We start from the raw sequence: 15,341 nt of genomic DNA, 5'->3' as shown, positions 1-15,341 counted from the left end.
GTCCAAACGATCAGGGCAGCGCCAACGCCGCCGCCCCGCTCTCCCGCGCCGCCTCAACCGAGATCGACCAGCGTCGCAACGCCTGCGGCTCGACGATGGTCAGCTTGCCACCGGGCCCGAATGCGCCGGTGTCGATGAAAATCTGCGAGCCGATCTGCTGGATGTCACGCATCGGCGTATGACCGCAATAGGTCAGTGAAAGCCCATGCTGCCGCTGCGGATCGCCATTGCCCAAGGCCAGATCCCGCCCCCACAACAATTGCTGGCGCGTTTCCGCGGAAAAATTCCCGGCGTCGAGTTCGGCGTCCGTGCCGAAGAATTCGGCATGCAGAATATTGAAGCGCTCCTTACCGCTGCCGACCACGCGCACGAGCGGCAGTGGCCGCAGTCTTTCGGCGTACTGCTGCAAACGTTCGTCAGACAAACTCGCCGCCCATATCCCGCCAATTCCATACCACCACTGGCGCCGCACGCGCCCATCGGCGACAGCGCACAAGGTGTCTTCATGATTGCCGAGCACCGCGTGAAACCACGGCTTGTCGAGGAGAGCCAAAGCCTCCTCGGAATGTTCACCACGGTCTACCAGATCGCCGACCGAAAAGAGCCGGTCACGCGCCGGATCGAACGCGATGTCGCGCAGCAGATAGCGCAACGCATCGACACAGCCATGCAAATCGCCGACGACAAAGTCGCGGCCGCTCTGATTGGCCGGATGATGCTGAACGGAGTTGACGAGTACGGAATCCATTCGCTCATGATAGTGCGGCATCCGCAAGTGCGTATGCGCGTTGCCCATCTTATCCTGACGTCCCGCATCGCTCGAATGACGTGGAAACGACGCAAAAACGGCGCGTCTCCGGCAGGACTTACCGGAAAACGCGCCGTCCGCGCAGTTGTTATTGCTGTGTGCGCAGTTTGGCGACCTGATCGACCGTCACCGTGGACTGCGGATTGCCGAACTGTCTGGTCACGTAGTTCGTGATAGCCGCCACCTGGTCGTCGGTAAGCTGGGTGCCGAACGCGGGCATCAACACGTCAGCCTGTTTCGTCGTACGGCTAACGCCGTGCAGGATCACCATTGCCAGATTGTTGGCGTCGCTCGCGCCGACCGCCGAGTTGTGAATCAGCGACGGATACGCGCCCGGCGCGCTGGCGCCGACACCCTGACCGGTCCAGTTATGGCACGTCGCGCAATTGGCGATGAACAGTTGCGCACCATTTACAGCGTTGATTTTGGTGCCGCGCAGCGCGGTGACGTCGTCGACGGCGGGATTGCCCCATTGGTCGCGCGGACGCGATTCGCCCCCGCTGATCGGCGGCACCGAGCGCAGATACGTGACGATCGAGCGGACGTCTTCGTTCGTCAGATACTGCGTGCTATCGGTCACCACCTCAGCCATAGGACCCGCGGCATTGGCCCGACCCGGTGCTGCACCAGTCGACAGATACGCCGCCAGTTCGTCGTCGCTCCAGTTGCCCACGCCACTGTTCTTGTCCGACGTGATGTTGTATGCATGCCAACCGGCCTGCACCGCGCCGGAGAGGCGCGAACTCGTCTTCAGGCCCTGCGTGAAGTTGCGCGGCGTGTGGCATTCCTCGCAATGCGCGAGCCCCTGCACCAGATACGCACCGCGATTCCATTCAGCGCTTTGCTTCGGATCGGGCACGAAGCGGCCTTCGTCGAAATTGAACAGATTCCAGAACACCATCAGCCAGCGCTGGTTGAACGGGAATTTTAGGCTGTTGCTCGGTGGCGCATAGTGGATCGGCGTGAGCGTGTTCAGATACGCGCGAATCGCCAGCGCATCCTGATCGGTGACCTTGGTGTACTCCGCGTACGGGAAGGCCGGATAGAGCCGTTCGCCGCCCTTGCCGACGCCTTCATGCATCGCGCGCAGAAAATCGGCGTCGGTCCACTGGCCGATGCCGGTATCCGGGTCGGGCGTGATGTTCGGTGTCACGATCGTGCCGAACGGTGTGTTGATCGGCAGGCCGCCCGCGAACGGGCGTGCTTTGTCAGCCGTGTGACAGGCGACGCAATCGCCGGCGCGCGCAAGGTATTCACCGCGTTTCACGAGATCGCTGCTGGCCGCTGCCGTCGGTGTGGCCGCCGCATTGTCCGGTTGCGCGGCGTCATCCGCGTGGGCCTGCGTGATCGGCAGTTCGTCGTTATGTCGTGCGATCGGCCCATGCGCTTCGTGCCAGGCGACATACAGCGCAAACAGTGCAAAGACGGCCGCCAGCGTCGCCACCCGGAAGTGCCGACGACGCGCACGCTGAACAAGCGCATCGGCCGGCTGCACGCGAGAGGTGTTCTTCGTCATTGTGGCTCTCCGTTCAGGGCTCAGATTTCACGCTTGAGCTTGTCGGCCAGTTTCAGCGACAAGGCGGCGATCGTCAGCGTGCAATTCACGGAGGCAGCAGTCGGCATCACGCCGCTGCTGGCGATGAACAGATTCGAGTGATCGTGTGTGCGGCAGTCCGCGTCGACAACTGAATCGCCAGGATCGCTGCCCATGATGGTGGTACCCATGATGTGATTGTTCGGCGCGAACGTATCGTCGAACGAGACCTCGGCGCCGCCGAACAGCGAGGCGATCTGTGCATAGAGTTCATGCGTGTTCGCCGCGCTCTTCTTCACGTAGTCGTTGATCGAGTAGTAGATCTCGGGCTGCGGAATACCGAGCGCGTCCTTGTGATCCGCCGAGGGCACCACGCGGTTCTGCGGCTCCGCCAGATGCTCGTGAAAACTGTTGATGTTCAGCGTGCGCGCGGCGCGGTCGCGAATCTGGCGGTCGAGCTCGGCGCCGGTCAGGCCTTTCTTCAACAGATCGGCGGTCACACCCATGGTCGGCACGCCATTCGACAGATGCAGCTTTTTTGCCGCGTAATCGGAGCGGAATGCGCCGTCGCGGAAGTTGACGATCGAGGTCATCTCCATCGGCCCGCGTCCGGGCCACAGCGGTTCGTTGGCGAGGAAGGTGACGCCCGTGCCCGGATGGTCCATCAGGTTGCGGCCCACCTGGTCGGAGCTGTTGCCAACGCCGTGCGGGAATTTGTCGGAAGTCGACATCAGCATCAGCTTCGGCGTTTCGATGCCGTTCGCGGCCAGCACGAAAAGCTTGCCGGTCACGCGTGTGCTATTGCCGTTCGGGTCCTTGTAATGGACGGCCGTGATGAGCCCTTTGTTGTCAGCTTCGACGCGGTACACGACCGCCTCGGGAATCAGCCTCGCGCCGGCCTGTTCGGCCTTCTCTGCGTGCACCACGCCGTTGTACATCGCGGCGATCGGGCAAATCGGCATGCAGTTGTTGTTGCCGCAACAGGTAGGGCGCGCATCGTAAGGACGGCTGTTACGCGCAACCGGTTCGGGCACCACCTTGAAACCCTGAGCGTTGAGCACGTCGCTAAAACGCCGATCCATGTACGAGAGCGGCAACGCGCTCATCGGGTAGGGCCTCGAGCGCGGCGAACCGAGATCGATCGTACTGTCCGGTCCGGAAACGCCCAATTGCACTTCAGCTGCGCCATACCATGGCTCCAGCGTTTCATACGGATAAGGCCAATCACGTCCCACGCCATACAGCTTGTGCAACTGGAAGTCCGACGGCAACAGCCGCCACGCAGCGGCCGCCCAGTGCCACGTCGTGCCGCCGACCAGCCGCACATACTGCGAGTTGTACGGATAGTCGCCTTTCTGGATCAGATAATTGTTAGCGGGCGTGTACTCGGGATGCGGCGCGTAGGGCGTGGAGGGATAGGGTGTCGCGAAGTCGGACTTGGCCGGTGAGTTGCGAAAGTTCTCGACGATCTGCCAGCGCGGAATGCGCGGCCCGGCTTCGAGCAGAATCACCGATGCGCCCGCCAGCGCCATTTGATGCGCAACCAGTCCACCTGCCACACCCGAACCGACTACGACGATGTCGGCGGAATTTGTGTTTGCCATTGTTGCCCTCTTCTCTACTGGCTTATCTTTGCTTGCTGATCTCGCGTACCGGCGTTTCGTCGAATGGCTCAATCAGGCCATGCGACGACACAGCACGCGTGAGAGGAACATCGTTCACGCGCTCACCGGCTTCTGCGTCCAGTAGAACGGCACGTCGCGGCAATAGGACGGAATCGTCAGCACGTCCTTGACGGGCTCGAACATCAGCGCTTTTTCATAAGCGACCACATCCACATGCGGCATGTCGCCCACGAGACCGAGATACCACGCACGCATGATCGCGCTCACGGATTTCGCGAGCGCAGGCTGGTCGGCCTGCAAGGCCTGCGTGACGGTATCGGACGGCACGCCGCCATGGCCTTGCAGCCACGTATTGAGCGCGGCGACGTTCTGGGAGAACTGACTGTCGGATCTGGCGAGGGCGTCGTAGACGCGTTTGGCGAGCACGGCGTCGAAGCCCGTGTGACCGGTGAGACGCTGCGAGAGCGCAAGGAAGGCATCGAGTCCGCCACCGGCGGGCGCGGTGTCAGCGAACGCCGGCGCGATCCATGAAAGCGAGCGGCCTGCCCCGGCAAACGCGAGCGCCGCGGCCGTCGCGCATGCCCCTAGCACCCAGGCTCTGCGTGAGGCCGAAAACGATGCGTGCAGTGAAGATGATGTCGACGACGGAAACCTGGCGAGATACGTCACGTCATGGTGCGCATCTTTATTCTCAGGAACATCTGTCATGGGGGCTCCAGATGGTGAGTTGATCGTGAGTTGTTCTCAACAGACAACGCCGCCGTGGCGTGATGCCGTTGGCGCGCTGCGTCGATTTCTCTACCCCAAACCTGGTCTGGCGCCGCTTAAGCGGTCTTGTGTGACTGCATGATGCCGATGCAAGCCACATTGTGTTGTGCTGATGACAAGCTTGCGAAAACGGCCTGACTGCGCGACACGAGCGGCGAAAAACCCGCCGCCTGCCAATCGCCTTTCAACTGAAAGCGGCGCGCAAGGCCGTTGCGAAAGACTATAGCCTGTGATTCCCCCATTCGACAAATGGTGCCCGAAGCGCGAGTAGAATCCGCGACACTGACGGCCCTTCACCCTTGATCTCATGCTCCCAAAATATTATCCGCAGGTTCTTCGCAATCGACCCCGCATGCTGATCGGCCTCGCCGTCGGCCTCGTGGCCGCGCTGGTGCTCCCGGAACACGTACGCCCCATGGTGCGTGTCCTGGCCGGCTGGGATGCCGCAGTGTGGATCTACCTCGTGCTCATATGGGTGCACATGGCTGCAGCCGACGAAAGCCGTGTCCGCGAATTCGCTCGGCGCGACGATGAAAACGCGGGCGTGGTGCTGGTCGTGATCTGCGTGGCGACGGTCGCCAGTATTGCCGCAATCGTGCTCGAACTGGCCTCGGCGAAGGGTACGGCCGGCAGCTCGACTGCATGGCACTATCTGCTGACCGGCCTCACGATGTTCGGCGCCTGGTTCATGATCCCGACCATTTTTACGTCGCACTACGCGCGGCTTTACTACGATCCGGATGCGCCGGAGACCCCTCTGCTGTTTCCCGACCACAAGCTGCAGCCGAACTACTGGGATTTCCTGTACTTCTCGTTCACCATCGCCGTGGCCTCGCAAACCTCGGACGTGGTGCTGCGCTCGCGGTCGATTCGCCGCGCCGCGCTCGCGCAGTCGATCCTGTCGTTCTACTTCAATGTCGCTGTGCTCGGCTTGTGCGTGAACATCGCAGCGGGCTTGCTCGGATCCTGACCGGCCGTGCTTCCTTGAAAGCCGTTTCCCTCACGACGCTTGTCCCGCCGGCTGCCACTTCGCCATTTGCGGCACCGGCAGCCCCAGCGCTCGCGTCACGCAACCCCGTGTAAAACGCGGGCGACGCCCGTCCGTTTTACACGCAAGCCACCCGGCGCCACGCTCCCACCACACCCGGCCGGCCGTCGCGCCTTCCCCTAGGGCGCGCGCTTCCCCACCCTTGCTCACCAGTCCAGAACGCACTGGCACAACGTTTGCTGCGTCTTGCGAATAGTTCTGGCCGGCCTCGTGCTATCGACGCCTGGCGTCAAAGCACCCGCTACTGGCCAGCGGCGTGACGATCTTTGCACTACATTGACCAGTACGCGCCCTCGCTTCACGCATCGCGCGGTATCCGGCTCTGGAAGCCCAATGAGCGCTGTGATCGCATGTCAATTGCATCCACACCGCAGCAGGACGAATCTGGAAACGACCGATGGAATCCCCAAACGGGTATGCACCGCGGATTTACTTTTTCCATTCACTTCTCGTTGGGCCGCTCGATGCATGGCCCACGCAGTTCGCTCACGCAGCCGGACTGGGCTTCGATCACGCGCTGATCGGCGGCCTGTTCGAACCGGGCCGCGCGGGTCACGCACAGGTGGTCGGCAACCACGACCGGCTGCATCCGGTATTCGAGACCCCGCAACCTGCCACGGCGGCAATCCGTACGCTCGCGCAGGCCGCCCGCCAGAACGGTCTGACCTTGCTGGTCGATCTGGTGATCGACCGGATGGCCGCCGATGGCGCGCTGTACGCCGAACATGCCGGCTGGTTCCACCCATTCGAGTCTGAAGAGGCGCGGCTCGATCCGCGCCATGTGCATCACGAGGACAACGTCGCGTATGCCAACTTCAACGACGCCACCAGCAGTGCTGCGCTAGTCGGCTGGTGGACGCAGAAACTGCTGGCGTTGGCCGATGCCGGTGTCGGCGGTTTCCGGTTCGATTCGCCGCATCGCGTGCCCGCCGCCGTTTGGCGGCAACTCGGCGATGCGGTTCGCGCGAAGCATCCTGAGGTGCGTTTCCTCGCCGCGACGCCGGGTCTCGCGCGTGGCGATCTGCTCGGCCTCGCAGGCGCGGGCTTCGACAGTGTGTTTTCGTCGGTGCGCTGGTGGGACTTTCGCGCCAGCTGGATGGTGGAAGAGCATGCCGCGCTCGCCCGCATCGCCGCTCCCATTGCCTTTCCCGAAGCGCCTTACGGCACCCGCCTCGCCGCCGATCTGAGCGATGCGCACGACGCCGTCATCGTCGAGCGGGCCTACCGGCGCGCGCTGTTCGCGTCGGCCTCGACCGGCCCCGGCTGGATGATGCCGATGGGCTTCGAGTACGGCATTACCGAGCCCATGTCGCAGACACGCGGCGACGCCGCGCAGTTTGCGCTGGCCAGCCGCTCGAAGCGATTCGATCTCTCGGAACAGATCAGCCATGTGAACGACGTGGTGCGCAACACGAAAACGCTGCACGCCAACGGCGAATTGCGCCCGCTAAGCGGACCCGGCGCGCCCGCGGCCGTCTTGTTGCGCGCCGACGCGCCCGATCTGCGCGATGCCGGCGAAGCGATCCTGATCGCCATCAATCCCGAACTCGGTGCGCCGGTGCGCGTCGATCCAGCCCGCTTCCTCACGGGCGTACCGGGCAACTTCACGCGCTTCGTCCCGCTTGACGCGACCGGAAATGCCACGTCCTCCGCATTGGCGCCGTTCACCCTCACACCCGGTGCAGTCCGCCTGTTCCGCGCGGCCGCCGATCAGCCGATCCGTCTCGCGCCGCCGATCGACAAGTCGAACAGCAAGCGCAGCGGCCGCAAGACCGTGCTCGAAGCGATCAGCGCGCCGCGCGTCGCAATCGAGAGCGTGACGCCCTCGGTCGATAACGGACGCTTCCCCGCCAAGCGCACGGTGGGCGAGCGCGCCGAAATCACCGCCGCAATCTTCGCGGAAGGTCACGACAAGATCGCCGCCGCCGTCGTCTGGCGCGCCGCCGACGAAACCGCCTGGCACGAAGTGCCGATGAGCCCCGCACAGCCGGCCGGCCTCGATATCTGGAAAGCGCGCATTCCGCTCGAGCGCATGGGCCGTCACGAGTTCACCGTGATCGCGTGGCGCGACGACTTTGCCTCGCTGGTCGAGCATATTCAGAAGAAGCTGAAAGCAGGCCAAACCGTCGAGCTCGAACTCGACGAAGCCACGCATCTGTTCGCCCTCGTGCTCGCCGAAGTGGAAACCGTCGAAGGAGCGGTGACTGAACCACTCGAACATATCGTCAAGCTCTTCACGAAGGGAGACGCCGAAACGAAGCTCGCGCTGCTGCTCGCCCCGACCACCGCGAAGGCGATGACCGCCGCGCGCCACCGCCCGTTCCTGAGCCGCGATCCGATCGTCTACAAGATCGACGCCGAACGCACGGCGGCAGGCTTTGCAAGCTGGTACGAAATCTTCCCGCGCTCGATGAGCGACGACGAATCGCGTCACGGCACCTTCGCCGACGTCGTCACGAAACTGCCGCGCATCCGCGACATGGGTTTCGACGTGCTGTACTTCCCGCCGATCCATCCGATCGGCGTCGCCAATCGCAAGGGCCGCAACAATACGCTGACCGCGCAACCGGGCGATGTCGGCAGCCCGTACGCAATCGGTGGGGCCGAAGGCGGGCACACCGCCGTGCATCCCGAACTCGGCACGCTCGACGACTTCAAGCAGATGCTGGCCGCCGCGCACGCGCACGGCCTCGAAATCGCGCTCGACTTCGCGATCCAGTGCTCGCCGGATCACCCATGGCTGAAGGAGCATCCGACGTGGTTTGCGTGGCGCCCCGACGGCACGCTGCGTTACGCGGAAAATCCGCCGAAGAAATACCAGGACATCGTCAATCCCGACTTCTATGCGCACGACGCCAAACCCGATTTGTGGCTCGCGCTGCGCGACGTCTTCCTGTTCTGGATCCAGGCGGGTGTGCACATTTTCCGTGTGGACAATCCACACACCAAGCCGCTGCCGTTCTGGGAATGGGTGATCGACGATGTGCGCTCGCGCTATCCCGACACGATCTTCCTCGCCGAAGCCTTCACGCGGCCACGCATGATGAACCGCCTCGGCAAGATCGGCTTCTCGCAGTCGTACACGTATTTCACGTGGCGCGAATCGAAGCGCGACTTTATCGAGTACATGACCGAACTCACGCGAACCACCGCGCGCGATTTCTACCGGCCGAATTTCTTCGTCAACACGCCGGACATCAACCCGCGGCATTTGCAGTCGTCGGGGCGTTCGGGCTTTCTGATTCGGGCCGCGCTGGCCTCCACGCTCGCCGGTTTGTGGGGCGTGTATAGCGGTTTCGAATTGTGCGAGGCCGCTGCGTTGCCGAATAGCGAGGAATATCTCGACTCCGAAAAGTATCAATTACGCGCGTGGGACTGGAACCGGCCCGGCAACATCGTCGGCGAGATTACTGCGTTGAACCGGATTCGCCGTGCGAACCCGGCGCTGCAAACGCATCTCGGCCTCACGTTCCTCTCCGCGCACAACGACAACATCCTGTTCTTTGAAAAAGCGACCGAAGCGCGCGACAACGTAATCCTCGTCGCGATCAATCTCGATCCGTTCAACGAACAGGGCGCGGATATCGAATTGTCGTGGGACACTTTCAACCACTGGAATCTGCACGACCATGGCGCGCTGGAAGTAACCGATCAGATGACCGGTGCGCGTTTCGAATGGCACGGCCGCTGGCAGCACGTCCAGCTCGGTTCAGGCCAACCGTTTTCGATCTGGCGCATCGCGCCGCTCGGCGGCCTGCCCGCTGAACGCCCCGATGATGCCGACAGCGACTATCACGCAGACGACGCTGGCAACCCAACCCCTACGGAAGGTGCGACATGAAGCGTGAAGATCCGGCCCAAAGCACGTCGCTAACCAATACGAGCGCGGCCACCGGCAGCGCCGCCAAAGCGCGCTCGCATCGGCGCGGCAAGCCCGCGGCCTTGAGCGACGATCCGCTCTGGTACAAGGACGCGATCATTTATCAGGTGCACATCAAGTCGTTCTTCGACGCGAACAACGATGGCGTCGGCGATTTTCCGGGCCTGATCGCGAAGCTCGACTACATCGCCGAACTCGGTGTGAACGCGATCTGGCTGCTGCCGTTCTATCCGTCGCCACGGCGCGACGACGGCTACGACATCGCCGATTACCGCAATGTGCATCCGGACTACGGCCAACTATCGGACGTGAAGCGTTTCATTCAGGAAGCGCACGCACGCGGCATCCGCGTGATTACGGAACTGGTGATCAACCACACGTCTGATCAACATCCGTGGTTTCAGCGCGCCCGTCGCGCGAAGCCGGGGTCGAATCATCGCAACTACTACGTGTGGTCCGAGACCGATCAGAAATACACGGAAACGCGGATCATCTTCATCGATTCTGAACCGTCGAACTGGACGCATGACCCGGTCGCGGGCGCTTATTACTGGCATCGCTTCTACTCGCACCAGCCCGATCTGAACTTCGACAATCCGGCCGTACTGAAGGAAGTGTTGCAGGTAATGCGGTTCTGGCTCGACATGGGTATCGACGGGCTGCGGCTCGACGCGGTGCCGTATCTGGTCGAACGCGAAGGCACCAACAACGAGAACCTGCCGGAAACGCACGCGGTGCTGAAGAAGATCCGCGCAACGATCGACGCCGAGTATCCGAACCGGATGCTGCTCGCCGAAGCGAACCAGTGGCCGGAAGACGTGAAGGAATATTTCGGCGACGAAGACGAATGCCACATGGCGTTCCACTTCCCGCTGATGCCGCGCATCTATATGTCGATTGCGAGCGAAGATCGCTTCCCGATCACCGACATCATGCGGCAGACGCCGGACCTCGCGGAAACGAACCAGTGGGCGATTTTCCTGCGCAATCACGATGAACTGACGCTCGAAATGGTCACGGATTCCGAGCGCGATTATCTGTGGAACACCTATGCAAGCGATCGCCGCGCGCGCCTGAACCTCGGCATTCGCCGCCGCCTCGCGCCGCTGATGGAGCGCGATCGCCGCCGCATCGAACTGATCAATTCGCTGCTGCTGTCGATGCCCGGCACGCCCGTGATCTATTACGGCGACGAACTCGGCATGGGCGACAACATCCACCTCGGCGACCGCGACGGCGTGCGCACGCCGATGCAATGGTCGTCGGATCGCAACGGCGGATTCTCGCGCGCCGATCCCGAACAACTGGTGCTGCCGCCGGTGATGGGTTCGTTGTACGGCTTCGACGCCGTCAATGTCGAAGCGCAAAGCCGCGATCCGCATTCGCTGTTGAACTGGACTCGGCGCATGCTCGCCACGCGTCGTGCGAAACAAACTTTCGGACGTGGCACGATCCGTTTCCTGAAGCCGGAAAACCGCAAGATCCTTGCGTATCTGCGCGAATTACCAGGCGAGCCGCCAATCCTGTGCGTGGCGAACCTGTCGCGCGCGCCGCAGGCAGTCGAACTCGATCTATCGGAATTCAACGGCGCGGTGCCGATCGAAATGACCGCGGACTCCGTGTTCCCGGCAATCGGCCAGCTCACTTATCTGCTGACCTTCCCGCCGTATGGTTTCCTGTGGTTCATGCTGTGCGACAGCGGGCAGCGTCCGACGTGGGCGCAAGCGCATTCCGAACCGCTACCCGAATTCGTCACGATCGTGATCCGCGAAGGACAGGTCGGCCCGACACCGGAGAACGTGCGCCTGCTCGAATCCGAAGTGCTGCCGTCCTGGCTGAGCCGGCGCCGCTGGTTTGCCTCGAAGGATCAGAAGATGCATGCGGTGCACCTCGCCGCGTTGACAACGATCCCGAACGGCGGCTTCGCGTTCACCGAAATCGAAGCCGACGTGGGCGACCATACCGAACGCTACGTCGTGCCGATCGCAATCACATGGGGCGGCGAAACCACTACGCCGCTGTTCATGCAACTGGCGCTCGCGCGCGTACGCCGCGGCCGCAACGTCGGTCATCTGACAGACGCGTTCGCCCTGCCTATCTTCGCGCATGGCGTGATGCGCAAGCTACGCGAACGCGCGGTCGTGCCGACGGTACAGAAGAGCGAGATCAAGTTCCTCCCTACCGAGCGTTTCTCCGAACTCGACGATCTCGGTGAACGGCCCGAGATCCGCTGGCTGGCGGCCGAGCAAAGCAACAGCTCGCTGATCATCGCCGATGCCGCCGTGTTGAAACTGGTGCGGCGTCTGGTGAGCGGCGTTCATCCGGAAGCGGAAATCAGCCGCTATTTGACCCAGCTCGGCTACGCGAACACCGCGCCGCTGTATGGTGAAGTGGTGCGCATCGATCCCGAAGGCGTGCCGCATACACTCGCTATCTTGCAAGGCTATATCGACAATCAGGGCGACGCCTGGAACTGGTCGCTGGACTACCTGCGCCGCTCGGTGGACGAACTCGCGATCGCCGTCGATACGGACGGGCAATCGCCGGACCGCGACAACGAAACGATCCTCATGGAAGGCTACAGCGCGTTGGCCGGCACCATCGGCAAGCGGCTCGGCGAACTGCACATGGCGCTTGCGTCACCTTCCGACGACCCGGCATTCGCGCCAGAACTCGCCAGCGCCGAACAGGTGAAGGCGTGGGTTGCCGGCACGCAAACCATGCTCGCCAGCGCGCTCGATCTGCTCGCACCACGCATCGAGCAGATGAGCGATCCGGATACCCAGGCATTGGCGCAAAGCCTGATCGATCGCCGCGCCGCGCTGGTCGCTGCGGTGAACAAGTTGGTGACGGGCGAGGCGGGCGCGCTGCGTACCCGCATTCACGGCGACTTCCATCTGGGTCAGGTGCTGGTTGCGCAGGGCGACGCGTATCTGATCGACTTCGAAGGCGAACCCGCGCGCACGCTTGAGGAACGGCGTCAGAAGTCGAGCCCGTTGCGCGATGTGGCCGGCTTGTTGCGTTCGCTGTCGTATGCGAGCGCCGCGGCGCAGTCCACAATGGAAAGCGCGCCACAGCAAACCGCCGATCGCAAGCGCGCGCTCTTCGAGCGGTTCCGCGCGCATGCCACCGAAACGTTCCTGAAGGAATACCGCGCCGCCATCGCGGATTCGCCGACGCCGCTCGTGGCGCCCGAAGCCGAACAGGCCTTGCTCGATCTGTTCCTGATCGAGAAGGCCGCTTACGAAATCCGTTACGAAGCGGCTAACCGTCCAACGTGGCTCAGTTTGCCGGTGCGCGGCCTCGCCGCGCTCACCAGCCGCCTGCTTGGTGACACCGGCAATGCGCAGCACGATCCATCAACCCAGGCGCCAGACGCCGCCGCATCGCCTAATCCGGCCGAGGGCGACTATGAGTGAGCATGATCCGGCCGCAGGCCTCCAACCACTCGATATCGACGCGCTCGTTGAAGCGCGTCACCCCGATCCTTTCTCGCAGCTCGGCATGCATCGGACGGACGCGGGTCAGGTGGTGCGCGCGCTGTTGCCGAACGCCAGGCACGTCACCGTGATTTCACGCGCCAACGGCGCAACGCTCGGCGAACTCGAGCAACTCAGGCCGGGGTTGTTTGCCGGCCGCGTCACGTCTGCCGCGCCCTACCGCCTGCGCATCGACTGGCATGGCACCGTGCAGGAAATCGAGGACACGTATTCATTCGGCCCCGTTCTCGGCGATGAGCCGTTGGGCCGTCTCGCCGGCGGCGATCCGTACGCCGTGCTCGAATGCCTCGGCTCGCGCCCGATGGAAGTGGACGGCGTGCCGGGCGTGCGCTTCGCCGTCTGGGCGCCGAATGCGCGGCGTGTCTCGGTGGTCGGCGACTTCAATTCGTGGGACGGTCGCCGTCATCCGATGCGGCTGCGTCATCAGGCAGGCGTGTGGGAATTGTTTGTGCCGCGCGTCGGCCCGGGCACGCGCTACAAATATGAGTTGCTGTCGCGCGACGGTCATCCGCTGCCACTGAAGGCCGATCCGTGCGCGATGCAGACCGAATTGCCGCCGGGCACCGCGTCGGTGGTCGCGCATGTCGACGAAATCGAGCAGTTTGAATGGACCGACCACGACTGGATTCAGTCGCGCGCCGCCAAACAGACTCCGCGCGCGCCGATCTCGATCTACGAAGTGCATGCCGAATCGTGGCTGCGCGTCGCTGAAGAGGGCCAGCGCGGGCTCACCTGGGAAGAACTCGCCGAGCGGCTGATTCCGTACGTGAAAAGCATGGGCTTCACGCACGTGGAATTCATGCCGATTGCCGAGCATCCGTTCGGCGGTTCGTGGGGCTATCAGCCGCTCGGACAGTTCGCGCCATCGGCACGCTTCGGCAAGCCCGAGCAGTTCGCCCTGTTCGTCGACAAGGCGCACGCGGCCGGCCTCGGCGTGCTGCTCGACTGGGTACCGGCGCACTTTCCGAACGACGCACATGGCCTGATCGACTTTGACGGCACGCCACTCTACGAGCACGCCGATCCGCGCGAAGGCTATCACCAGGACTGGAACACGATGATCTACAACCTCGGCCGCAACGAGGTGAGCGCGTTCCTGGTAGCGTCGGGCCTCGCATGGTTGAAGCGCTATCACGTCGACGGCCTGCGCGTGGACGCGGTCGCCTCGATGCTGTACCGCGACTATTCGCGTAACGCTGGAGAGTGGGTACCGAATATCTACGGCGGGCGCGAGAATCTCGAATCGATCGCATTTCTGAAGCGGCTGAATCATGAAGTCGGCTTCGTGCCCGGCGTGCCGGGCGCGATCACGATCGCCGAGGAATCGACCGCGTGGCCGGGCGTGACCGCACGCCTCGAAGACGGCGGCCTCGGCTTCCAGTTCAAGTGGAACATGGGCTGGATGCACGACACGCTGCACTACATGGAAGAGGACCCGGTCTACCGCCAATACCATCACCACATGATGACCTTCGGGATGGTGTACGCGTATTCGGAGCGCTTCGTGCTGCCGCTCTCGCACGACGAGGTGGTGCACGGCAAAGGCTCGCTGCTCGGCAAGATGCCTGGCGACAGATGGCAGAAATTCGCCAACCTGCGCGCGTACTTCGGCTTCATGTGGACGCATCCGGGCAAGAAGTTGCTGTTCATGGGCGGCGAATTCGGCCAGCTGGCCGAATTCAACCACGACACTTCGCCACATTGGCATCTGCTCGACGATCCGAACCATCACGGCGTGCAGAAGCTCGTGCGCGACCTGAACCACCTGTACAGCGAGGAGCCTGCGCTGCATCGGCTCGACAGCGAGCCGGGCGGTTTTCAATGGCTGGTCGGCGACGACAACGGCAACAGCGTGTACGCCTACCGCCGCACCGATGGCGAGGGCCGCGAACTGGTGGTGGTCTGCAATATGACGCCGGTGCCGCGGGTCGGCTACCGGATGGGGATGCCGCGCGGCGGCCGCTGGACAGAAGTGCTGAATACGGATGCCGGCGTGTACGGCGGCTCGAATATGGGCAATGGCGGGCTGATCCATACCGACAATGTCTCGAGCCACGGCTGGCCGCATTCCGCTGCGCTGACGCTGCCACCTTTGGCAACGATCGTTTTGCGCGCAGATTGATGGAAGTGTTGTAAGACGGGCGCGCGGCGGCCAGGCTGCGCGCCCGTTGCATGAAG

At 63.2% G+C, this 15,341-nt stretch carries 8 protein-coding genes; 4 read left to right on the top strand and 4 right to left on the bottom strand.

Annotated features, from left to right (window positions below; translation table 11 throughout):
• Positions 1 to 10: 10 nt before the first annotated feature.
• The 4 genes from R8871_RS07635 to R8871_RS07620 all read right to left on the bottom strand — a co-directional run bounded on the left by R8871_RS07635 (position 11) and on the right by R8871_RS07620 (position 4,675).
• Positions 11 to 748, bottom strand: a complete 738-nt coding sequence (locus R8871_RS07635; protein WP_175049754.1) for a metallophosphoesterase — start codon at positions 746 to 748, stop codon at positions 11 to 13.
• 148 nt (positions 749 to 896) lie between these two features.
• Positions 897 to 2,324, bottom strand: coding sequence for a cytochrome c (locus R8871_RS07630; RefSeq protein WP_175049753.1), 1,428 nt, complete (start codon positions 2,322 to 2,324; stop codon positions 897 to 899).
• A gap of 20 nt (positions 2,325 to 2,344) precedes the next feature.
• Complete coding sequence (locus tag R8871_RS07625) at positions 2,345 to 3,946, bottom strand: GMC family oxidoreductase (protein WP_175049752.1); 1,602 nt, start codon at positions 3,944 to 3,946, stop codon at positions 2,345 to 2,347.
• A gap of 114 nt (positions 3,947 to 4,060) precedes the next feature.
• The gene (locus tag R8871_RS07620) at positions 4,061 to 4,675 is read right to left on the bottom strand and encodes a sugar dehydrogenase complex small subunit (RefSeq protein ID WP_175049751.1); all 615 of its coding nucleotides are present in this window, start codon (positions 4,673 to 4,675) and stop codon (positions 4,061 to 4,063) included.
• 367 nt (positions 4,676 to 5,042) lie between these two features.
• Here R8871_RS07620 and R8871_RS07615 point away from each other — a divergent pair, with 367 nt between their 5' ends.
• From R8871_RS07615 to glgB, 4 genes are all read left to right on the top strand, one after another.
• Positions 5,043 to 5,705: a DUF1345 domain-containing protein gene (locus R8871_RS07615; RefSeq protein WP_175049750.1), complete on the top strand. Its 663-nt coding sequence runs from the start codon at positions 5,043 to 5,045 to the stop codon at positions 5,703 to 5,705.
• A 475-nt stretch (positions 5,706 to 6,180) separates the two neighbouring features.
• Positions 6,181 to 9,624, top strand: a complete 3,444-nt coding sequence (locus tag R8871_RS07610; protein WP_175049749.1) for an alpha-1,4-glucan--maltose-1-phosphate maltosyltransferase — start codon at positions 6,181 to 6,183, stop codon at positions 9,622 to 9,624.
• On the top strand, positions 9,621 to 13,082 hold the full coding sequence (gene treS / locus R8871_RS07605; protein WP_175049748.1) for a maltose alpha-D-glucosyltransferase: 3,462 nt from the start codon (positions 9,621 to 9,623) through the stop codon (positions 13,080 to 13,082). The genes R8871_RS07610 and treS overlap by 4 nt, the downstream gene beginning before the upstream one ends.
• A complete protein-coding gene (gene glgB / locus R8871_RS07600) occupies positions 13,075 to 15,285 on the top strand; it encodes a 1,4-alpha-glucan branching protein GlgB (RefSeq protein WP_175049747.1) in 2,211 nt (736 codons plus the stop codon). Before treS ends, glgB begins: the two co-directional genes overlap by 8 nt.
• The last annotated feature ends 56 nt before the right edge of the window (positions 15,286 to 15,341 follow it).

The organism is Paraburkholderia sediminicola (genome assembly GCF_902859805.1).
Lineage (GTDB): Bacteria > Pseudomonadota > Gammaproteobacteria > Burkholderiales > Burkholderiaceae > Paraburkholderia > Paraburkholderia sediminicola.
This window is presented reverse-complemented; position numbering and strand designations above follow the sequence as displayed.